Genomic DNA, 20,134 nt, shown 5'->3' on the forward strand with positions numbered 1-20,134 from the left:
ATTCAGTTGTGCGCGTTTCGCTGCAAAGGCTGCTTTATGCGAATCAGTCGTATTCGTTGGAAACCATTGCTGGCGGCACTTCCTGTTGAAAATCAGGCCTGCCGCTTAAATTGCTAACCATTGCTGGCTGGGCTTCGAGTTGGAAATCGGGTTTCACACCGAGGAACGAAGCGGACCGGCGGATGATCTCCGAAACCATCGGTGCTGCATTAAGACCAGCGGTTGCGCTGAATTTGCCTTCTTCCGGTTTCGGTTCGTCGATGATGGTCAGCACCACATAGGTCGGATCATCCATCGGAAATGACGCCAGAAATGCGTTGAAGCGCACGTCCTTCGAGTAGCGACCATGCACGACCTTTTCCGCCGTGCCGGTCTTGCCACCGACGCGATAGCCCGGAACCGTCGCCCGCTTGCCGGAGCCGCCCTGGGCGGTCGCGTTGAGGCGGTAGAGGTAGCGCATATCCGCAGAAACCTGTGGATGAATGACCTGCTTGGCCACCTGATCGGCCTGAGCCTGCGTGCGCATCAGGAAAGTGGGCTCCATCAGCTTGCCGCCATTCATCAGCGCGGCAGCACCAACCGCCGTCTGCAACGGTGTCGTCATCATGCCGTGGCCAAACGAAATGGTCATCGAATGGACCTTCTTCCACACGCGCGGCTCGACGGGACGCGCCACTTCCGGCAACTCCGTCTGCATGCGGTCGAGAAGGCCAATCTTCTTCAGGAATGCGCGATGACCTTCAATGCCGACGGCATCCGCTTCGCGACCAGAACCGATATTGGACGAAAAGATGAAGACTTCCGGCAGCGTCAGCCAGCGGCCCTTGCCGTGGAAGTCGCGGATCGTCTGGCGGCCGAATACCAGCGGACGGCTGGCATCGAGTTTCGACTGCAGGTTGAACTTGCCTGAATCGAGCGCCATCGCCGTGGTGAAGCTCTTGATGGTCGAACCCATTTCATAGGTGCCTGCCGACATGCGGTTCAGGCGGTCCTTGTCCAGCGCGTGGACCGGGTTGTTCGGATCGAAATCCGGCACCGATGCCATGGCAATCACTTCACCGGTCTTGACGTTCAGAACCACTGCACCGGCAGCAATCGCCCGGTAGCGTTCCATGGCCTTGACCAGTACGTCACGCATAATGTGCTGCACGCGAATATCGATCGAGAGGCGCACCGGCTCCAGCGACTGGCCGGTCGCAAGGCCGACAGAGCGCAGATCGGTCAGCCCCTGGCTGTCGATGTATTTCTCCATGCCCGCAATGCCCTGATTGTCGACATTGACGAGACCGAGGACGTGCGAAGCGGTTGGGCCGCCCGGATAGAAACGGCGCTTTTCCGTACGGAATCCGATGCCCGGAACGCCCAGCGCCATGATCTGGCTCTGCTGCTTCGGGGTCAGCCCGCGCTTCACCCAGACGAAACCGGCACCGCTTTTCAGACGCTTATATGTCGCTTCCCAATCGAGATCGGGCAACACTGTCGACAGCATTTCGATGGTTTCATCGGGATCGACAATCTTGCGCGGCTCGGCATAGAGCGAAGCGGTCTTGATGTCGGTCGCAAGAATTTCGCCGTTGCGGTCGAGAATATCGGGGCGCGATGCAAGCTGGTGAACAGCCGGGCCAGCATTATCCTCGTTTTCGCCGCCGATGACACCGAAATAGATGAGCTTGCCGCCCATCACACCATAGATGCCGACAAAGCAGGTGATAGCCATCCAGAGGCGATTGCGCGCGCGATTGCCATGTTTCTTGCGCGAGCCGACAAACGCCATGTTGCCGGCCAGCTTTTCATCGCCGACCGGCTCAACACCGTCATCTGCCTGCATATTCTTTTTTCTGAAAAGTCTCAGCCTCATGATCAGTGCCTCGCCCCGCTTTTCTTGACGCTGCCGGTCGTGATGGCATCCTTTTCAAGCACGCCGCTTGCAAGCAGTTCGTCGCTGCCGGAGATGATCTTCTGGATATCATCAACCGGACGTTCCGGAATTTCGCTGACGCCCAGCACAAGCTGTTCGGCTTCAATCGGCTGGAGGTTAAGTTCCTTTTCGTAGACACCAACGAGACTTTGCAGGCGACCAGGCTGGGTCATCAAAGCCCAGTCAGCGCGCAGGAGCGTGATCGTGTCCTTCTCGGAGTCGATCTGTCGCTTCAGCTTGGCGATGACCGCGATCTGCTTTTCCGCGTCATATTTGATCGTGTAGGTGACGGTCGCCGCCACCAGCATCGCCGCTATCATGATGATGTCGAAAGTACGCAGCACTCGTTTAACTCCGGGCCAGTTCGTTCGTCTCGGGCAGTTTGGGCAGTCCGAACAGGGATAGATCGTCTTCCAGTGGCGGATTTTCCGTCCTGATGCCTGCGCGCAGCTTCGCCGAGCGCGCGCGCGGATTTCGTTCTTCTTCCTCTGCGGTCGGGCCGACAGCGCCCTTGACCGCAGGTGTAAAGCTCGGCAGACGCACATGCGTTTCCGGCAGATGACGCGATCCGGCACTGCCGCCTGCGCGGTCCGCGAAATAGCGCTTCACCATGCGGTCCTCGAGCGAATGGAAAGTCACGACAACCAGCCGACCGCCCGGTTTCAGGATGCGTTCGGCCGCAAGCAACGCCCGCGCCAGTTCGCCCAGTTCGTCATTCACATAGACGCGCAGTGCCTGAAATACCCGCGTCGCCGGATGGATGCGATCCTTCGGATTGCGTCCCACCAGTGCTTCGATGGCATTGGCAAGATCGAGCGTGCGCGTGAAAGGCTGTGCGGTCCGGCGCTTGTCGATCATGCGTGCGATACGGCCCGCATGGCGTTCCTCGCCAAGAAAATTGAAGATGCGGGCAAGATCACCGGTCTTGAGGCGGTTCACCACATCGGCAGCACTTGGCCCTTTTTTCGACATGCGCATGTCGAGCGGACCATCCTTCTGAAAGGAAAAGCCGCGCTCGGCCTCATCGATCTGCATCGACGATACGCCAATATCGAGCACAACGCCGTCCACCTTGCTGCCCGCTCCCTTAACCTTCGAGACTGCCTCATCAAGAACAGAGAACCGGGACTCGACGAGATCGAGCCTGCCCGGAAACTGCTTTTCCATCGCCCGCCCGGCTTCGATTGCAGTCGGATCGCGGTCAATCGCGATCACGTCCGCTCCCGTCTCCAGGATGCGACGCGTGTAACCACCGGCACCGAATGTCCCATCGACAATCACTGCGCCAGGTACAGGCTTCAGGGCATCGATCACTTCGGCGATCAGCACCGGAACGTGACGGACTTCAGCCCCTTCGGCTTGAGAATTGTCTCCGCCGAGGCTTGCCATCATTCCGATCCTTTCCCGGGTACTTGGCCCGTCTTCTAAAGCGTGTTGCGCTTCAATCTTTTGTTTTCACGCAGGTTTGTTCCAAAATCGGTTCCCAACTTCAGGAAACATGCCTTAGCGTTTTGCTTGCGGATTCCGCCCATTTGCCGACAACCTGGCGACATGGCGGATTCGTTCGTCAGTTATCGGATATTAAGCTTAATGAAGCGTTATCCTTTGACTGAGCGCGGGGGAAAATGAGTAAGGGAGTAAGGGAAGACGAGCACCCATTTTCGATCAAGGCAAATATTTTACTTGCCTTGTCCACCACCTGTCCGCACCCTATTCCCCTATTCCCCTATTCCCCTATTCCCCTATTCCCCTATTCCCCTATTCCCCTATTCCCTTACTGCCCTACGGCCCCTCACTTCCTGTTGACACCCGCCACAGGTCCGATTATTTAATGCAAATAGTTTGCAACTGCATAAACACCCAAGGCATTGATTATGGCACCCCATGGAGCAGGCCCCTCCGGCGCTGGTGAAGTAACATTTGAAGGCTGGCGACGTGATCGCGGCGAAGCATCCATGTCCGATGTCCACCGCTCTATCAGAGTCAATCGTTCCGGTTCGAAATTTCGCCGCGCACTTTCCTTTTTCGGTCCCGGCTATCTGGTAGCCGTTGGCTATATGGACCCCGGCAATTGGGCCACCTCGCTCGCTGGCGGTTCCCGTTTCGGCTACACGCTGCTGTCCGTCGTGCTGCTGTCCAATCTTATGGCCGTGCTCCTGCAGGCGCTCTGCGCACGCCTTGCTGTCGCCACTGGACGCGATCTGGCGCAGGCCTGTCGCGATGCCTATCCGCGTTTCCTTGCCTGGCCTCTCTGGCTGCTGGCCGAACTTGCGATTTGCGCCACCGATCTGGCGGAAGTCATCGGCACAGCCATCGGCCTCAACCTGCTTTTCGGCATTCCGTTGGAAATCGGTGTGATCATCACCGCCGCCGATGTGCTTCTCGTTCTTTATCTCCAGAACAAGGGTTTCCGGCGTGTCGAGGCGCTCATCATCACCCTTCTGGGCGTGATCGCGCTCTGCTTCCTCATCCAGATTCTGATGGCGCAGCCGCAATGGGGCGCTGTCATCAAGGGATTTGCACCGACGACCGACATCATCCGCAATCCGGACATGCTCTATATTGCGCTCGGCATTATTGGTGCCACGGTCATGCCGCATAATCTCTATCTGCATTCCGGCATAATCCAGACACGCGATTATGGCCACACGACCGCTGAAAAGCGCGAGGCCATACGCTTTGCGACATGGGATTCCACCATTGCGCTGACATTCGCGCTGCTGGTCAATGCATCAATCCTGATCCTGGCTGCTGCAAGCTTCAACGCCACCGGCAATACTGCGGTCGAAGATCTCGACAAGGCCCATGCTCTTTTGAACCCGCTGCTGGGATCAGCCCTTGCGCCAACGCTTTTTGCGATTGCGCTTCTGTGCTGTGGCCTGAACTCGACCATCACCGCGACGATGGCCGGACAGATCGTCATGGAAGGCTTCATCGATATTCGCCTGAAGCCGTGGCTGCGCCGTGCGATCACCCGCTTCGTGGCCATTGTTCCCGCTGCCGTCGTGACGATCATGTACGGTTCGCAGGGAACGACAGAGCTTCTGATCCTGTCTCAGGTCGTGTTGAGCCTTCAGCTACCCTTTGCCGTCATTCCACTCGTGATGTTCACGGCGGAGAAAAAGAAGATGGGATCGCTGGTCGCGCCGCGCTGGGTGACGTTGCTTGCTGCCATTACCGCTGCAATCATCGTCGTGCTGAATATGAAGCTGATCTACGATTTCCTGTCCGGCGTGCCAATTTAAGCCCCTCCCGAGGCTTTTCGAATGGGCGGCTCCGTATCTTGAAGCCGCCCATTCTTTTACTTCACCGCCGCATTGCCGCCATCGGCGTAAAGCGCCGAACCCGCGACAAAACTCGACATCGGGCCTGCCAGAAACAGCGCGGCCTGAGCGATTTCTTCGGGCTGGGCGATCCGTTTCATCGCATGCAGGCCTGCAGCCCATTCCTTGTGCTTTTCATCTCCGCCCATCGGCGTATCGACACCACCCGGCAAGAGCGCATTTGCCCGGATACCACGGGCGCCGTAATCGGCGGTTATGCCCTTCACCATACCCATGAGAGCTGCCTTCGAGGTTCCGTAAACCGACATGCCCGGAATGCCGACGCTCGTGCCGACAAATGTCGAGGTGAAGACAATCGAGCCCCCACCCCTTTCAAGCATCAGAGGGATTTGTGATCTCGCTCCCATAAACGCCGAGGTCAGATTACCTGCCAGCACCCCCGCCCAATCATCGGGCGCGATTTCGGCAAGCGGCGCGATAGGGCCGACCGTGCCAGCATTGTTGACGGCTATATCAAGGCCGCCGAATTTATCCTTCGCTGCCGCAGCAAGCGCCTCATGCGTTTCAGCTTCCGACACATCGCCCGCAACACAATGCGCCTTTCCGCCAAACGCTGCGATCTCCTCCGCAACACGTTCGAGACCAGTAAGCCCGCGAGCATTCAGCACAATGGCTGCGCCCTCTCTGGCAAAAAGCATTGCAGTGGCGCGTCCTATTCCCGACGATGCACCGGTGATGATTGCGACCTTGTCTTTCAAGCTGGACATATTGAGCCTCCATGATTTCGTGGAGGTCCCAATTAGTGTCCCTGCCGCCAAGCAACTATCCGTTTCTTGCGTTCGAATGCCAAAACGGTTTTTGAGGAAAATTGTCAGTCGGTCTGTAAGCCGGGTTCTGTATGGCCGGGCTTTCGCCCGACGTGGCAGCCATTCATCTGGGACGGATGTCGCCACCCGCCTCGTGCAACCCACCCGGACGGCTGATCCGGAAACCGATTGCCAGCCCTTGCGAGCCAGCGCGCCGTCCCTATTCGGTTTTGCTCCCGATGGGGTTTACCGTGCCGTCTGCATTGCTGCAGACGCGGTGGGCTCTTACCCCACCCTTTCACCCTTACCCCGTCATCCCTGCCGTTTCATCACGCAACGGTACGGAAGACGGGGCGGTCTGCTTTCTGTGGCACTTTCCCTGGGGTCGCCCCCGCCGGGCGTTACCCGGCATCGTGTTTCCATGGAGCCCGGACTTTCCTCACCTGCCGCCTTTCGGCACATGACAGGCGCGGCTGCCCGACCGACTGACAGCGCGCATATAGCAACGATAACGGAACAGCGAAACCGGATTCCTGAAAAAATCTGAACTCAGGCGAAACAGAAAAGCCGACAGTGTCTCCACTGTCGGCTTTCCGTTCACATCAGGCGGCTTGTACTCTACGCGACCGCCGACGTAAATCTGCATTCGCGTCAGAGCGCGCGCATATAGGCCTTGACCGAGCTGCAATACTTCGCAGAGGTCGGGTTCATGCGCGTTGCACCATGACCGGCATTGTACTTCAGGATCGTGCCGCAGGTGCTTCCGCCGCCAAGCTTCTGTGCCTGGGCCAGATACTTCATGCCGAACTGGATGTTCGTGGAAGGCTCGTAGAGGCCCTTGGCGGAACCCGTATAGCCAAGGCCGCGTGCGGTCGAGAGCTTGATCTGCATGAGGCCGATTTCACCGGCCTTGCCGCGCACGTTCGGCTGAAAATTGCTTTCGTGACGCACAACTGCGTGGGCAAGTGCGGAAGGCACGCCATAAGTCGATGCATAACGATTAATGATGTTGGAATAGGTACCGCCCTTGGCGTTACGGACAGTCGTATCTTTCGACTGCGAACGCTTGCCGGTCGAACCCTTTGTGGCCGGTGCTGCACGGCGGCTGACGACCGATGCCTTCTTCGGCGCTTTGGTTGGCTTTTCCGCCTCGGCAGACTTGTTCTGCTGACGTGCCTTGAGGAGAGCTGCGAGGTTGGTCGGTTCAGTTGAAGGGGCACTCAGTGCTGGATTCAGGCCAAACGAACTCATCGCGCCAACAAGGGCGCAAACAACAACAAATTTAATTTTCATAACCTACCGTCTTGGAACGTTTCTTTTGTCAGACCGCCCGTCTTGGGAGAGACAGTCCTGTTTTTGATCCCGCCCGATATGGGTTGTCAGGCCCTTGTCCGCTGGGATTGAGCGATGAAGTGCCGGGCAAATGCAGCCGAAGATTGGTTGTAAAAGTAAAATAGTCTTACAGGTTGTAATATTCCTGATTCACGCAAAAGCCGCCGGAGCGGCTTATAGAAATCGCCGACAACCGGTCTGGATCGATCTATTTTTTTGAAAACATTACAAAAATACGAAACAACGCTAAATAGAAAAATTGCCCGCTAACACCTGGTCAGGCGGTAACATTCTGCAGGGAAAAAATCAGCCTGTAGAGGGTATCTATGGTAGATACATCGGCCACCCCGTCCACATTTTGTGTCCGAAAATGACGCTGAAAGGCCTTAATCACGGTCTCGGTGCCTTCATCGAAGACACCCGTAATGGCGATCTCATAGCCATAAAGTGCCAGCATGGATTGCAACGCCTCGACCGGCTGGCCGTTTTCGCCACGAGCCAGAAACCGTCCGCCGCGGATCGATGTCGGCTCGATATAGTGCCCGACGCCCGCATCGTGGAGCCGCTTCCACGGAAAGTTATGGCCGGGGTCGGTCTTGCGCGAAGGTGCTATATCCGAATGGGCCAGAACATTTTCCGGCTTGATGGCATAACGCTCGCATATATCGCGGCAGAGGTGGATGACAGCATTGATCTGTGCATCCTTGAAGGGAGGATAGTCTTCGAGATTGCCGGGATTGACGATTTCGATGCCTATGGAAGCGGAATTGATGTCCGTTTCACCCTTCCAGTAGCTCTTGCCTGCATGCCAGGCGCGCGCCTTTTCCGAAACCATCTGCACGATCCGTCCGTCTTCATGGACAAGGTAATGCGCAGAAACTTCCATATCCGGCGATTTCAGAACCTGCACAGCCTCTTCGGCAGACGCCAGCCCGGTATAATGGAGAATGAGAAAGGCGGGCACCTTGCCGTCGCGGCGCGGACCAAAATTGGGCGATGGGTCGAGCGTTGCTCCGACAAAATCCGGCCGCTCCAGCGCCAGTTCCTGCAGCAATTCGCTCTCGATTACGCGCACGCTGCTCATGCAGCCTCCAGATTCTTCTCAATGCTCGCCCAGGCAGCGTTTATCGCTGCAAGACGCCTGTTGGCAATGGTTATGAATTCGAGCGGCAAGCCCTCTGCCACCAGGCGGTCAGGATGATGCTCCTTGACCAGCGAACGATAGCGCTTGCGGGCCATCTCGAAGGAAACGCCGCGCTCCAGCCCCAGAATGGCATAGGGATCGTCGGCGCCGCGCTGGACATGCCGGATCGCGATACGATCGAAAGCAACCTCGTCAAAGCCGAAAATATCCGCGACACCTGCAAGAAAGGCCATTTCCTTTTCGTGCACATAGCCATCGGCAGTGGCGATATGAAAAAGGCCGTCGAGGATGTCTTCCAGCAAATGACAATCCGTCTGCCCTTCGCTGCACAATCCGGCAAGCTGGCGCGCATAGGATTCATAGCCTGCGACGTCCTGCTTGGCGAGATCATAGAGGCGCGCGACATGCGCCGTCTCTTCCTTCGGCACGGCGAATATGTCCTGAAAGGCGCGGATTTCGTCCTGGGTAACCACTCCGTCGGCCTTCGCCATCTTGGCGGAAAGCGCGATCATCGCGATGGAAAAGGCCACCCGGCGACGCGTGTCGGCATCGCCCTCGAAAACGGTGCGCACGGCTTCGATAACGCCAGTGATGGCATTCGACGCCACGGACGTGACAAACTCACCAATGCGAACCCAAATCGACATGGGACTTTTCTATAGAATTCCGAATGAACTGAAAACCGCCCATGCAGGCAAAAGTCGAAAAAACAAACATTTAGAAAGAATGGGAAGGCATTGGCTTACAATATTGCGGAGTTCTCCAGTCGCAAGCCTATTGCTGGGGTTCGCGTTCATCGAAGGAGCGCTGTGCGAGCGTGGCCGCTGCTTCTCCCGCCGCCTGCGCCTGCTGATCCGTCTGACCGACGGATTTTGCCGCAGCGACCGCATTTGTGCGCGCGCGTTCAATGGCCGCCGCTTTCTCTTCCGGGCTTACCACGCCGGAACTGTCACGGAGCGACTTGACCAGATCGGGACCTTTTTCCGTGCTGCCGTTTTCTACCGGCTTGGCGGGCTGTGATACAGCAGCGCCCTGCTCGCCGCCATTGGTTGTGGCAGCAGTCTCGTCATCTCCCTTGCCGCAGGCAGCAAGCGCAACGAGAACAATCGCGGAGATGGAAAACAGGAAGTTACGGTTCATGACAAAAGCCATAACCGAACCGAGCCTGCGTTGAAACACGGAAAACGCAGAATGCCCGTCTTTTCCCGACATGGTTGCTTTAACGTTCATTTTCATCCCGAAGCCATTGGCCGAAGCCATCGGCCGAAGCCTATTGGCACGAATGGCGACCCGGAACCCGGATCGCCACCCGCTTGCAAATGCATCACGACTTCCCAACCTTAGTTGGCAGGCGCTGTCCCTGTTCCGGGCGCCGGGGTAGCCGGCGCCGGAGTGGCTGGAGCTGGCGTCGTCGTCGTGTCATTGGTCGAAGGCGCTGCCGGCGCGGATGGTGCCGGTGCGTTGCTCGTGTCGTCCTTCTTGTCGTTGCAAGCTGCAAGGCCGAGAAGTGATACGGCGGCGACAGAAGCAATCAGAAACTTCTTCACGTTGGCTCTCCTTCCTAGATCAGGCTCGTTGGCCCGGTTTCAGGCATTAAATGGCAATATTGCCAAACGCCTCTCTCTGCTTTCTCCGTGCGTGACCGGTTTGTCCGGCCAATCACCTTTACGGTCACTCATCGACACAGAAATCCTGTCGACCGGGACCGTCACACAAGAAAACGGCAACAGCTTGAAAAAGTTCTCTCAAATAGTCTTACCGACCGTAATAAAGCGACAGTATTACAGCCGTATAGCCGCACCCATCAGGTTTAAAAACCCGCAATTAATTCGTCACGCCCTTGTCATTGGACGATGTTTAACTTTGCAAAATCAAAGTCGGGATTCGTGTATTAGGGGAACTTTTGATGCCAGAGCAAGCCGACACAATTCTCAAGCGTGCCGTAACCCAGAACAGCGCCCTCTCGCGGGCGGGCTTTTCCGAAAGGCTGTTTGCGTGGCTGTTCAAAGGGCTGGTCTATCCGCAGATATGGGAAGACCCCGAGGTCGATATGGCGGCTCTGGCTATCGAGCCGGGCCACCGCATCGTCACCATCGCGTCTGGCGGATGCAATGCCATGTCCTACCTGACCGCCGATCCGGCGCGTGTGGAGGCGGTCGATCTCAATCAGGCCCATGTCGCCTTCAACCGGCTGAAACTTGCCGCAGTCAAGAACCTGCCTGACTACGATGCGTTCTATCGCTTCTATGGAAAGGCCGACGACAAGACCAATCTTGCCGCCTACAAGCGCTTCATCCGCCCGCATCTCGACGGCGAAAGCCGCGCCTATTGGGAAAGGCGCAAATGGAATGGCCGCCAGCGTATTTCCATTTTCTGGCGCGATCTCTATCGCCACGGCTTGCTCGGCGTCTTCATCGGCATGGGCCATCGTGTGGCGCGACTCTACGGGATCGACCCGCGCGACATATTGAAAGCGCGCACAATCGAAGAACAGCGCAGTTTCTTCGACACGGCGCTCGCACCGCTTTTTGAAAAACGCATGGTGCGCTGGGCCACAGCCCGCAAATCATCCCTTTTTGGGCTGGGCATACCACCACAGCAATATGATGCCCTTGCGACGGCCGGAAACGGCAATATGGCGCTTGTCCTGCGCAGCCGTCTTGAGAAACTCGCTTGCGGCTTTCCTCTCACCGACAATTATTTCGCCTGGCAGGCATTCGGGCGCGGCTATAGCGGCAATGAGGAGACCGGGCCGCTCCCGCCCTATCTGTCGCGCACCAATTTCCAAACGGTGCGGGCACGCGCCGATCGTATGACAGTGCAGAACGCGAGCTATACCGACTTCCTCGCTGCCAAGCCTGCAGCATCCGTCGACCGTTACATTCTGCTCGACGCGCAAGACTGGATGAATGACGAGCAGCTCAATGCCCTCTGGAGTGAAATCACCCGTACGGCAGCAGCAAATGCCCGTGTCATCTTCCGCACGGCTGCAGAACCGAGCCTGCTTCCGGGAAGGGTGGCACCACAAATTCTGGATCGCTGGGAATATCAGGCGGACACATCCCGCGCCCTGCATGACCGCGACCGCTCCTCGATCTACGGTGGGTTTCATCTTTATACGCTGAAGGATGCCTGACATGTTGCGCAGCCCATGGAGCGTTCAGGGTGTCGACCATGCCAATCTCATGGATCGCGTCTATCGCCGTCAGCGGCACTTCTATGATGCGACCCGCAAATATTATCTTCTGGGTCGCGACCCCATGATCGCAGGACTGTCCGTACCCAGGGAGGGCACAGTTCTGGAAATCGGCTGCGGCACCGGTCGCAATCTGGTGAAGGCTGCGGAAAACTATCCGGATGCGAAACTCTTCGGCATCGATATTTCAGCGGAAATGCTGGATACGGCACGCCGGGCGGCGGAGCGTGCAGGCATTGAAGATCGCGTCCGGCTTGATCGCGCAGATGCAGCCCAGTTCGATCCAGAACGACTGTTCGGGCAAACCGGCTTCGACCGGATTTTCATTTCCTATGCCGTATCGATGATCCCGCAATGGCAGTCGGTCATTCGTGAAAGTATCCGGCATCTCAATACAGGCGGAGAATTGCATATCGTTGATTTTGGCGATCAGGCTCGTCTGCCGCGCTGGTTTGGAAAGGCACTCTTCCAATGGCTGGAATGGTTCCATGTCACACCGCGCAGCGACTTGTTCGCAGTTTGCGATCAGCTTGCGCAGGAACGCAGTGCTATCGTTGAGAAGCGCATTCTGTATCGCGGCTTTGCCTGGATAGCGGTTGTTCGTTCGACAATGCCGCCCTCTGTCACAGATTAGCGCCAAACTTGCCCGCCAGACTGGTGACGTCCGCCTCCGGATCGCGTAACCGTTAGAGGACTGATTCGCGACACGGAACCACTCTATGAACCGTCTGGCCAGCTACAGCATTCTCGCCCTCGGCGCTTTCATTCTTTCCGCCTGCACCACGGTGGATTACGATTTTTCCGACGTAAAGAAATCGGGCGGCTCAGTGGCCAGAATTGCCCCGCCCTCCGGTCCTGTGAAGGCGCCGCGCTTCGGGGATCGCGACCCGCACGACTGGACTGGCAAAACGCCGTGGCACTATCCGATCCACGGTACAGACGTTTCGAAATATCAGACCAACATTGACTGGAGCGCCGTGCGCGCCAGCGGCATTTCCTTCGCCTTCATCAAGGCAACCGAAGGCGGTGACCGCGTCGATGATCGTTTTCAGGAACACTGGAACGGTGCACGCCAGGCAGGTATCCGACGCAGCGCCTATCATTTCTACTATTTCTGCCGTCCGGCCATCGAACAGGCGCGCTGGTATATCCAGAATGTACCGCGTGACCCCGGCGCGCTTCCGCCCGTTCTCGATATGGAATGGAACCCGCAATCGCCGACCTGCAAGCTGCGCCCCAACGCAGCCGTGGTGCGCAAGGAAATGCGCATCTTCCTGCAGGCGCTGGAAAAGCATTACGGCAAGCGCCCGATCGTGTACACGACAGTCGATTTCTTCGATGACAACGACTTGCGGCAAATGGCTGACTATCCGTTCTGGCTGCGCTCCGTTGCCGGTCATCCGGATGAGAAATACGGCCCGCATCCGTGGACGTTCTGGCAATATACGGGCACCGGCTCCATTCCCGGCATCAAGGGCGACGCCGACATCAATGTCTTCGCCGGCGACGCCAATTCGTGGAAAAAGTGGCTGGAAAGCAACAAAGTTCGTTAACACGGCGCAGTTTGGCAGTTCACACCAAGTTTTGCTTCATTTCCGGGGCTTGTTGGGGCAATAGCTAAAGCAATCCCGAAAGGGAGCCTTTTGCTCCCAATCTATTAGTGTGAGTTACCAATGAAGTTTTTTGCTTCAGTTATCGCAGCCGCCTTGCTTGCATCGACAGCCATGTCCCATGCTCAGGCTGCCGCGTCTCCCGCGCCCGCTGCGACGCCAACTGAAAACACCGTCAATCTTCCCAAGCCGGAATGCGAGATCGATTACGGCCGGTGGATGGACAATCTGACCAAGGAAGCCCGTGACGCCGGTGTCGGCGAAAAGGGCATCGCCGAATTGCACAAGGCCATGCTTGAGCAAAAGGTGCTTGATCGCGACCGCAAGCAGACTGTTTTCAACCTGACTTTCACCGAATTTTCCAAGCGCCTCATTTCGGAAGCGCGCCTGAAAAAAGGCCGTGAAAATCTGGTCAAGTATGCCGATGTCTTCAAGAAGGTCGAAGATACCTATGGCGTTCCGGGGCCAGTCCTTGCCGCGTTCTGGGGGCTTGAAACCGACTATGGTGCCATTCAGGGCGATTTCGACACGCTGAATGCGCTCGTTACCCTCTCCTACGACTGCCGCCGTCCAGACCTGTTCCGCCCGCAGTTGATTGCCCTTCTCAAGCTATTCGATCAGGGCGTCGTCGATGCAGCAACAACCGGCGCATGGGCTGGCGAAATCGGCATGATGCAGCTTCTGCCGAAGGATTATCTTGAACGCGGCGTCGATGGCGACGGCGATGGCAAGGTCGATCTGAAGAACAGCGTTCCCGATGCCATGATGACCGCAGGCCGCATGATTTCGGAACTCGGCTGGAAGCGTGGCCAGCCCTGGCTGGAGGAAGTTCGCCTGACCAAGGATCTGCCTTGGGAAGAAGCGATCCGCACCAATCGCAAGCCGCATTCATGGTGGGCTGAGCAGGGTGTGATGGGCCTCAATGGTCCGCTCGGCGCAGACGATGGCGATGCCTCGCTTCTGCTGCCGCTTGGCCGCAAGGGGCCAGCTTTCCTGTCTTATCCCAACTTCGACGTATTCGTGGAATGGAACAAGTCCATCGTCTACGCCACAACCGCCGCTTATTTCGCGACCCGCCTCGCTGGCGCGCCAGCCTTCGATCCGGGCAATCCGGTTCCGGGCCTGACGCAGGAGCAGCTTAAGGAGCTCCAGACCAAGCTTCAGGCCCGCGGTTACGACATGGGCGAAAAAATAGACGGTGTGTTCGGTCTGCTGACCCGCGACGCCGTGCGCGCTGAACAGATGCGCCTTGGAATGCCTGCCGATTCATGGCCGACACAGGAGCTTCTTGATAAGCTCTGACATTCGACAAGGCGCGGTTCAAAAGCCGCGCCTTTTCCTTTCCTGAAATGAAATGCACCCCATGCTCACAACGCTGATCGTCGTTCTTCCTGTTTTCGCGCTGATTTTCTCCGGTTGGGGTGCCTTCAAGCTGAAAATACTCGGGCCTCATGCGATAGCGGAGTTGAACCGTTTCGTCGTCTATCTGGCGCTGCCCGCCCTTCTCTTCGACATCATGGCCAACACCCATGGCAGCGAGTTGTGGCAGCCAGGTTTCATCGCAGTGTTTCTGCTTTCAAGCGCCATTGCTTTCGTTTTGCCCTTTCTGGTGCGGCTGCGCGGAAAACTGCCTCTGGCGGATACTGCGCTTGACGGCCTGAACGCCGCCTATCCGAATACCGGCTATATGGGCATTCCGCTTTCGATGATCGCCTTCGGGTCAGGTGTTTTGGCAGCGACGACCATTTCGATCATCATCACCGTCTGCGTCACTTTTGCTTTTGCGATCGTGCTGATCGAAATCGGCCTGCAGACAGAGAAGAAGCCGCTTCGTCTCATCTGGAAGGTCATGCGGTCCCTGATCCGCAATCCACTGCTTTTCGCTCCGGCACTTGGTGCCGTGGTGTCCTTTCTGGGGTTAGCCATCCCGGCCCCGGCGGAAACCTTCCTGAAGATGCTCGGTGGTGCCGCATCCCCTTGCGCACTGGTGGCACTTGGCCTGTTCCTCGCCCAGCCGCGCAAGATCGAACGCGAAAGCGTCAATGCCATCGCTTTTCTCGTGTCGGTGAAGCTAATCGTCCAGCCGCTCGCGACCTGGCTGCTGGCGGTCTATGTATTCGGACTGCCTCCCCTCCTCGCACAAAGCGCTGCCCTTCTTGCAGCACTTCCGACCGGCACGGGTCCCTTCATGCTGGCCGAGCATTATCGTCGCGAGGCGGCGATAACCTCCAACGTCATCCTCTACTCGACAGTGATATCTATCCTCACCTTGTCGGCATATTTGGCGCTAATTCGCTAAAAAGCGCAAAAAACATCACCAAAAGCCGGTGGCAACTACGGCGAAAACAGTACCAAACGTGGCAGTTCGGTGTCTTTTTCATGAAATGTGAACAAATTTTTCTAGTCAAATATTTCAATAGTTTAGGTGGTAAACGATAGGTTTATTTCTCCATCACGCCAGATTGCAGCACGAAATCTTCTTTTGTTCGAGACGTTTTGCGCTTAGATTCTAGCTTCCTACCAGCGCGCGTCCGGTCACACGGGCGCATATGAAGGAGACAGACCAATGGGACTTACGCGATCTTTGAATGTCCTCATGATCTGTGCGGCATTTGCATTTGTTGCAGCGTTGATAGCAGGCGTCATCCCTTAGGGGAATTAGCCTAAACCATTACGGCGGCTTCGGTTTTGAGGATAGGCCGACCCGCACGAAAACAAGAAAGCCCGGCGTCACCGCCGGGCTTTCTCTATTTTAGGCAACTTCCAGAGCTGCTTCCGTCTTCGGCCTGATGCCGATCATGTGACAGATCGCAAAGGGCAGATCGGCGCGATTCATCGTGTAGAAATGGAAATCCTGCACGCCGCGTTCGATCAGGTCCATCACCTGCTCGGCGGCAATTGCCGCAGCTACGAGCTGATGCGTCTGCGGATCGTTGTCTAATCCTTCAAAGCGTTCCGCCAGCCAGCTCGGAATATGCGTCGCCGACCGTGCGCAGAAGTTTTTGACCTGCTTGAAATTATGCACCGGCAAAACACCAGGAACGATCGGGATATAGATACCGGCACGGCGCACGCGCTCGACATAACGCTCGTAAAGGTCGTTCTCGAAGAAGAACTGGGTGATGGCGCGCGTCGCGCCATTATCGACCTTGCGCTTCAGCATATCGATATCGGTCGCAAAATCCGGGCTTTCCGGATGCTTTTCCGGATAGGCGGAAACTGAAATGTCGAAATCCGCAATATTGCGCAAACCGGAAACCAGTTCGGCGCCGTTCTGATAGCCGCCCGGCGTCGGTACATATTTTTCGCCGATACCGGCGGCCGGGTCGCCGCGCAGCGCCACGAAGCGGTTGACACCGAGAGCTGCGAACTCACGCACGACGCGGTCGACTTCCTCGCGTGTTGCATCCACGCAGGTCAGGTGCGCCGCTGGCTTGACGTCGGTTTCCTTGAGGATGCGCGCCACGGTACGCGCTGTGCGTTCACGCGTAGAACCGCCGGCACCGTAGGTCACGGAGACAAATTCGGGTTGCAGCGGAGCGAGCCGTGTCACCGTATCCCAGAGACGCTGTTCCATTTCCTCCGACTTGGGCGGGAAGAATTCGAACGATACCCGGGTGGTCTGGCCAATATCCGGTCGGCGGGAAAGACCGTAAAAACCCATCAAACTGTCTCCGTCATGCTCATTATCTGTTTTTGTCGCATTGTCTTTATCCCAAAACCGGTTCCCACTTTTGGGAGACATGCGAAGCCGGATCGGCGATAAGAAGGCGTGGATCGCGGGCAAGCCACAGCTTCACTGTCAGGCCTTCCTCTCCATTGGCCGCCTTCGGCTCCAGTTCCAGTGTCTTTTCCGGCTCAAGACCGGCATCTCTCATCCAGCCAAGCATCTGCTCGTCGCTGAATCCAAGCCGCAAATGGGCGTGTTCCTCACGCAGGAATTCGAGCTTGTGCGGCGCAAAATCGACGATCAGCAACCGTCCGTTAGGGCGCAAAGCCCGCGCCGCTTCGCGAATGGCCGCAAGCGGATCGTCAAGGAAGTGCAGAACCTGATGAATGGTCACCAGATCGAAGCTCTCACGCTCCACAGGCAGCGCATAGACATCGCCCTGGCGAACCTGCGCATTCCCAATGGCTGCAAGATCGAGATTGGCTCGCGCCACAGACAGCATGTCACGATTGATGTCGATGCCGACACCCCGAAGGTAAAGCGGGGCAAAAAGCTCCAGCAACCGGCCAGTGCCGGTGCCGACATCCAGCATCGCCTGAAACGGCTTGTCACCGACAACCTTCTTGAGGGCCACTTCGACCGCATTTTCGGAAACATGCAGCCTGCGAATCTGATCCCAACTCCCGGCATTGGCGCTGAAATAGGCGGCAGCCTTTTCCTGACGGCTGGACTTCACCTGCGAAAGCCGTTCCATGTCACGTTCAACCAGCGCATCCGCCTTGTCGAGGCGGGCCAGAAGCCCACGCGCAAGATCGCCGCTGATCGCATTGTCTGCGAGACGGAAATAGGCCCATGCGCCTTCCTGATAGCGATCAATAAGATCGGCTTCTCCGAGCAGCTTCAGATGGCGCGAAACGCGCGGCTGGGATTGCCCCAATATGGTTGTCAGGTCGGAGACGGTGAGATCACCGCGCGAAAGAAGCGCCAGAATGCGCAAGCGGCTCGGCTCAGCCACCGCCTTCAGCACATCTACCATCAGATCGAGTTGCAGTTGCAAACCGGTCATGCCTCCACTTCAAAAGATATAAAGATATGTTTATATGGAAAAGTATTTCGGTGCAAGCGCTTTTGATGCAAAATGGGATGGCCAAGAGATTCGCGCTGGCAGGCATCGAAGGGAAGCAGAATGAGTGCAGGCACCATGCGCCAAAAGGCAATCGCCAAATCTCTGACGCTCCTGCTTCCAGCCGTACCCTATTCGGATTCCGAGCCGATCCGCGCTGCGGCGCTCAGCCCTCATATGAAGACGCTGCCGCCATCCACTGCCGTGTGGCTGGCGACGGTCGCGCATGTGCGCCACACGCATACCGACTACGATGCGCTGCGGGATGATGGATATGACAAGGATTCAGCGCGCTTCTTCGTGCTGGATGCAATCAATGCCAAACTGACCGAATGGCGTGCGACGCGACTTCTGTCGCCCGAAGACGACGAAGCCGTGGAGATGTGAAAACGCCGCCCGGAGGCGGCGTTTTAATATGCAAGAGAACGGGACTACTCGGTGCCGTGGCCTTGCAGATAGCCGTGTTCGCGCGGGTTCGGCATGACAAGGCTGACGACGAAGACAATCACCATCATCACGGTCACATACCAGAAGAAGCCGCTTTCCATGCCCTGCTGCTTGAACCAGAGCGCCACATATTCAGCGGTGCCCCCGAAGATCGCATTGGCGATGGCATAGGAAAAGCCGACACCCAGCGCCCGCACTTCCGCCGGAAACAGCTCTGCCTTCACGATGCCGCTGATCGAGGTGTACATGCTGACAACCGCCAGAGCGATCACGATATAGATGAATGCCCAGGTCGAGCTCTGCACCGAACCGATCAGCGTCATAAGCGGAATTGTTGTCAGGATCGAAATGCCGCCAAAGCCGATCATCATCGTCTTGCGGCCTATCTTGTCGGACAATGCCCCGAAAAGCGGCTGCATCAACATATAGGCCAACAGCACGAAGGTCATTGTCTCACTGGCCGTTTCCTTGCTCATGCCAGCGGTGTTGACCAGATATTTCTGCATATAGGTGGTGAAGGTATAGAAGGCGAGCGAACCGCCAGCCGTAAAGCCGACGACGACAAGGAAGGCCTTGCGATGGTTCTTCCAGATATTGGCGAAGCTGCCTGCCGCCTTGTTGCTGCGGGTTTCTTCCGTCGAGGTTTCATGCAGAGTCCGCCGAAGGAAAAGCGCGACGATGGCCGCTACACCGCCAATGGCGAAAGGAATGCGCCAGCCCCAGGCATGAAGCTCGTCCGATGTGAGGAAGAACTGCAGCACCACAATCACCAGAACAGCAAGCAACTGCCCGCCAATCAGCGTGACATACTGGAACGACGAGAAGAAGCCACGACGCCCGGCCAGCGCCACCTCGCTCATATAGGTAGCGGTAGTGCCATATTCGCCGCCCACGGAAAGGCCCTGCAAGAGGCGCACGATCAACAGCAGGAATGGCGCCAGAACACCGATCGTTTCATAGGTCGGCAAAATGGCGATGGCGAAAGAGCCAAGGCACATCATCGTCACCGAAATCAGCATGGATGTGCGCCGACCAAGCTTGTCGGCAATGCGGCCAAACAGCCAGCCGCCGATGGGGCGCATGAGGAAGCCAGCCGCAAAAATCGCAGCCGCATTCAGCAACTGGCTGGTCTGGTCCTCCGCAGGGAAAAACTGCGATGCGAAATAAAGCGCACCGAAGGAATAGACGTAAAAATCGTACCACTCCACCAGATTACCCGATGCGCTGGCCACGATGGCAAAGACGCGGCGGCGCGTGTCATGGGCATCATGTGCCGCTTCGACCTCGCCATTGGCGTCAGCATGCATTTCTGCATTGTTCATTCTGAAAACTCCCGATAGCAGGCGGTTCTCAAACAGCCTGCAAGCCGCCGATCCCAAGCAGGGATTACCGAAATCGGCGATTGTTTCACTTCATAAACATAAAACCACGAACCGCATTTCAACTGGAAAACAGGCCCGCATTTGAAATGTCCTCCCGGTCGAAATCATACTGTTTGGATCAATCGCGAAAACGCAAAGACGCCTCAAACAGTCCTTGAACCGGCAGTCTCGGCGTTCATTTCCATTGAAAAGTAAAAACGGAGTAAGAGCATCGAAACCGGC

At 57.0% G+C, this 20,134-nt stretch carries 19 protein-coding genes and 1 other RNA gene; 7 read left to right on the forward strand and 13 right to left on the reverse strand.

Annotation, left to right across the window (positions count from 1 at the left end; translation table 11 throughout):
* Positions 1-43 precede the first annotated feature (43 nt).
* From F9K94_RS04545 to rsmH, 3 genes are read right to left on the reverse strand one after another with little or no spacing between them, the layout of a single operon-like run.
* Positions 44-1,858, reverse strand: coding sequence for a peptidoglycan D,D-transpeptidase FtsI family protein (locus F9K94_RS04545; protein WP_151557260.1), 1,815 nt, complete (start codon positions 1,856-1,858; stop codon positions 44-46).
* 2 nt (positions 1,859-1,860) lie between these two features.
* Positions 1,861-2,262, reverse strand: a complete 402-nt coding sequence (ftsL, locus tag F9K94_RS04550) for a cell division protein FtsL (RefSeq protein ID WP_109989767.1) — start codon at positions 2,260-2,262, stop codon at positions 1,861-1,863.
* Between the two features lie 4 nt (positions 2,263-2,266).
* Positions 2,267-3,310: a 16S rRNA (cytosine(1402)-N(4))-methyltransferase RsmH gene (rsmH, locus tag F9K94_RS04555; protein WP_192799436.1), complete on the reverse strand. Its 1,044-nt coding sequence runs from the start codon at positions 3,308-3,310 to the stop codon at positions 2,267-2,269.
* Between the two features lie 482 nt (positions 3,311-3,792).
* Between rsmH and F9K94_RS04570 the strand changes: the two genes are divergently transcribed.
* Entirely contained in the window at positions 3,793-5,163 is a 1,371-nt protein-coding gene (locus F9K94_RS04570; protein ID WP_061345999.1) for an Nramp family divalent metal transporter, read from the forward strand.
* A gap of 56 nt (positions 5,164-5,219) precedes the next feature.
* Here the strand turns inward: F9K94_RS04570 and F9K94_RS04575 are convergent, their stop codons facing one another.
* The 7 genes from F9K94_RS04575 to F9K94_RS04605 form a co-directional block, all read right to left on the reverse strand.
* Positions 5,220-5,969 (reverse strand): SDR family oxidoreductase, encoded by a 750-nt coding sequence (locus F9K94_RS04575; protein ID WP_151643889.1) that lies wholly within the window; start codon positions 5,967-5,969, stop codon positions 5,220-5,222.
* A gap of 100 nt (positions 5,970-6,069) precedes the next feature.
* Positions 6,070-6,497: RNase P RNA component class A (gene rnpB / locus F9K94_RS04580), an RNA gene on the reverse strand.
* A gap of 162 nt (positions 6,498-6,659) precedes the next feature.
* Positions 6,660-7,301 (reverse strand): lytic transglycosylase domain-containing protein, encoded by a 642-nt coding sequence (locus tag F9K94_RS04585; protein WP_061345997.1) that lies wholly within the window; start codon positions 7,299-7,301, stop codon positions 6,660-6,662.
* Positions 7,302-7,617: 316 nt separating this feature from the next.
* Complete coding sequence (locus tag F9K94_RS04590; RefSeq protein ID WP_151643891.1) at positions 7,618-8,424, reverse strand: N-acetylmuramoyl-L-alanine amidase; 807 nt, start codon at positions 8,422-8,424, stop codon at positions 7,618-7,620.
* Entirely contained in the window at positions 8,421-9,131 is a 711-nt protein-coding gene (locus F9K94_RS04595; protein ID WP_151643893.1) for a J domain-containing protein, read from the reverse strand. Before F9K94_RS04595 ends, F9K94_RS04590 begins: the two co-directional genes overlap by 4 nt.
* A gap of 127 nt (positions 9,132-9,258) precedes the next feature.
* Positions 9,259-9,714: a hypothetical protein gene (locus F9K94_RS04600; RefSeq protein WP_151643895.1), complete on the reverse strand. Its 456-nt coding sequence runs from the start codon at positions 9,712-9,714 to the stop codon at positions 9,259-9,261.
* Between the two features lie 110 nt (positions 9,715-9,824).
* Positions 9,825-10,031, reverse strand: coding sequence for a hypothetical protein (locus F9K94_RS04605; protein ID WP_061345994.1), 207 nt, complete (start codon positions 10,029-10,031; stop codon positions 9,825-9,827).
* Positions 10,032-10,390: 359 nt separating this feature from the next.
* On the opposite strand from F9K94_RS04605, the gene F9K94_RS04610 reads away from it, so the two are divergent.
* The 5 genes from F9K94_RS04610 (at position 10,391) to F9K94_RS04630 (ending at position 15,589) form a co-directional block, all read left to right on the forward strand.
* Positions 10,391-11,620 carry a DUF3419 family protein gene (locus tag F9K94_RS04610; RefSeq protein ID WP_151643897.1) on the forward strand — a complete coding sequence of 410 codons (1,230 nt, stop codon included), beginning with the start codon at positions 10,391-10,393 and terminating at the stop codon, positions 11,618-11,620.
* A 1-nt stretch (position 11,621) separates the two neighbouring features.
* Positions 11,622-12,314 carry a class I SAM-dependent methyltransferase gene (locus F9K94_RS04615; protein WP_151643899.1) on the forward strand — a complete coding sequence of 231 codons (693 nt, stop codon included), beginning with the start codon at positions 11,622-11,624 and terminating at the stop codon, positions 12,312-12,314.
* 85 nt (positions 12,315-12,399) lie between these two features.
* Positions 12,400-13,233 carry a glycoside hydrolase family 25 protein gene (locus tag F9K94_RS04620; RefSeq protein ID WP_061345991.1) on the forward strand — a complete coding sequence of 278 codons (834 nt, stop codon included), beginning with the start codon at positions 12,400-12,402 and terminating at the stop codon, positions 13,231-13,233.
* A gap of 120 nt (positions 13,234-13,353) precedes the next feature.
* Entirely contained in the window at positions 13,354-14,592 is a 1,239-nt protein-coding gene (locus F9K94_RS04625; protein ID WP_151643901.1) for a lytic murein transglycosylase, read from the forward strand.
* A gap of 61 nt (positions 14,593-14,653) precedes the next feature.
* Positions 14,654-15,589: an AEC family transporter gene (locus F9K94_RS04630; RefSeq protein WP_151643903.1), complete on the forward strand. Its 936-nt coding sequence runs from the start codon at positions 14,654-14,656 to the stop codon at positions 15,587-15,589.
* Between the two features lie 453 nt (positions 15,590-16,042).
* On the opposite strand, the gene metF is transcribed toward F9K94_RS04630, so the two are convergent.
* Together metF and F9K94_RS04640 are read right to left on the reverse strand one after the other, a co-directional pair.
* Complete coding sequence (gene metF / locus F9K94_RS04635) at positions 16,043-16,954, reverse strand: methylenetetrahydrofolate reductase [NAD(P)H] (RefSeq protein WP_010659708.1); 912 nt, start codon at positions 16,952-16,954, stop codon at positions 16,043-16,045.
* A gap of 46 nt (positions 16,955-17,000) precedes the next feature.
* Positions 17,001-18,026 carry an ArsR/SmtB family transcription factor gene (locus F9K94_RS04640; RefSeq protein WP_061345988.1) on the reverse strand — a complete coding sequence of 342 codons (1,026 nt, stop codon included), beginning with the start codon at positions 18,024-18,026 and terminating at the stop codon, positions 17,001-17,003.
* Positions 18,027-18,146: 120 nt separating this feature from the next.
* Between F9K94_RS04640 and F9K94_RS04645 the strand changes: the two genes are divergently transcribed.
* Positions 18,147-18,470, forward strand: coding sequence for a DUF2293 domain-containing protein (locus F9K94_RS04645; protein ID WP_061346464.1), 324 nt, complete (start codon positions 18,147-18,149; stop codon positions 18,468-18,470).
* 44 nt (positions 18,471-18,514) lie between these two features.
* Here F9K94_RS04645 and F9K94_RS04650 read toward each other — a convergent pair whose 3' ends face one another.
* The gene (locus F9K94_RS04650; RefSeq protein WP_061345987.1) at positions 18,515-19,852 is read right to left on the reverse strand and encodes an MFS family transporter; all 1,338 of its coding nucleotides are present in this window, start codon (positions 19,850-19,852) and stop codon (positions 18,515-18,517) included.
* Between the last annotated feature and the right edge of the window lie 282 nt (positions 19,853-20,134).

The sequence above is a fragment of the Brucella tritici genome (assembly GCF_008932285.1).
Lineage (GTDB): Bacteria > Pseudomonadota > Alphaproteobacteria > Rhizobiales > Rhizobiaceae > Brucella > Brucella tritici.

What these genes read in the sequence shown, in the direction of transcription:
- F9K94_RS04545 (WP_151557260.1), bottom strand. Translation starts at nt 1,858, where the DNA reads ATGAGGCTGAGACTTTTCAGAAAAAAGAATATGCAGGCAGATGACGGT.
- rsmH (WP_192799436.1), bottom strand. Translation starts at nt 3,310, where the DNA reads ATGATGGCAAGCCTCGGCGGAGACAATTCTCAAGCCGAAGGGGCTGAA.
- F9K94_RS04570 (WP_061345999.1), top strand. Translation starts at nt 3,793, where the DNA reads ATGGCACCCCATGGAGCAGGCCCCTCCGGCGCTGGTGAAGTAACATTT.
- F9K94_RS04575 (WP_151643889.1), bottom strand. Translation starts at nt 5,969, where the DNA reads ATGTCCAGCTTGAAAGACAAGGTCGCAATCATCACCGGTGCATCGTCG.
- F9K94_RS04585 (WP_061345997.1), bottom strand. Translation starts at nt 7,301, where the DNA reads ATGAAAATTAAATTTGTTGTTGTTTGCGCCCTTGTTGGCGCGATGAGT.
- F9K94_RS04590 (WP_151643891.1), bottom strand. Translation starts at nt 8,424, where the DNA reads ATGAGCAGCGTGCGCGTAATCGAGAGCGAATTGCTGCAGGAACTGGCG.
- F9K94_RS04595 (WP_151643893.1), bottom strand. Translation starts at nt 9,131, where the DNA reads ATGTCGATTTGGGTTCGCATTGGTGAGTTTGTCACGTCCGTGGCGTCG.
- F9K94_RS04600 (WP_151643895.1), bottom strand. Translation starts at nt 9,714, where the DNA reads ATGAACGTTAAAGCAACCATGTCGGGAAAAGACGGGCATTCTGCGTTT.
- F9K94_RS04610 (WP_151643897.1), top strand. Translation starts at nt 10,391, where the DNA reads ATGCCAGAGCAAGCCGACACAATTCTCAAGCGTGCCGTAACCCAGAAC.
- F9K94_RS04615 (WP_151643899.1), top strand. Translation starts at nt 11,622, where the DNA reads ATGTTGCGCAGCCCATGGAGCGTTCAGGGTGTCGACCATGCCAATCTC.
- F9K94_RS04620 (WP_061345991.1), top strand. Translation starts at nt 12,400, where the DNA reads ATGAACCGTCTGGCCAGCTACAGCATTCTCGCCCTCGGCGCTTTCATT.
- F9K94_RS04625 (WP_151643901.1), top strand. Translation starts at nt 13,354, where the DNA reads ATGAAGTTTTTTGCTTCAGTTATCGCAGCCGCCTTGCTTGCATCGACA.
- F9K94_RS04630 (WP_151643903.1), top strand. Translation starts at nt 14,654, where the DNA reads ATGCTCACAACGCTGATCGTCGTTCTTCCTGTTTTCGCGCTGATTTTC.
- metF (WP_010659708.1), bottom strand. Translation starts at nt 16,954, where the DNA reads ATGGGTTTTTACGGTCTTTCCCGCCGACCGGATATTGGCCAGACCACC.
- F9K94_RS04640 (WP_061345988.1), bottom strand. Translation starts at nt 18,026, where the DNA reads ATGACCGGTTTGCAACTGCAACTCGATCTGATGGTAGATGTGCTGAAG.
- F9K94_RS04645 (WP_061346464.1), top strand. Translation starts at nt 18,147, where the DNA reads ATGAGTGCAGGCACCATGCGCCAAAAGGCAATCGCCAAATCTCTGACG.
- F9K94_RS04650 (WP_061345987.1), bottom strand. Translation starts at nt 19,852, where the DNA reads ATGAACAATGCAGAAATGCATGCTGACGCCAATGGCGAGGTCGAAGCG.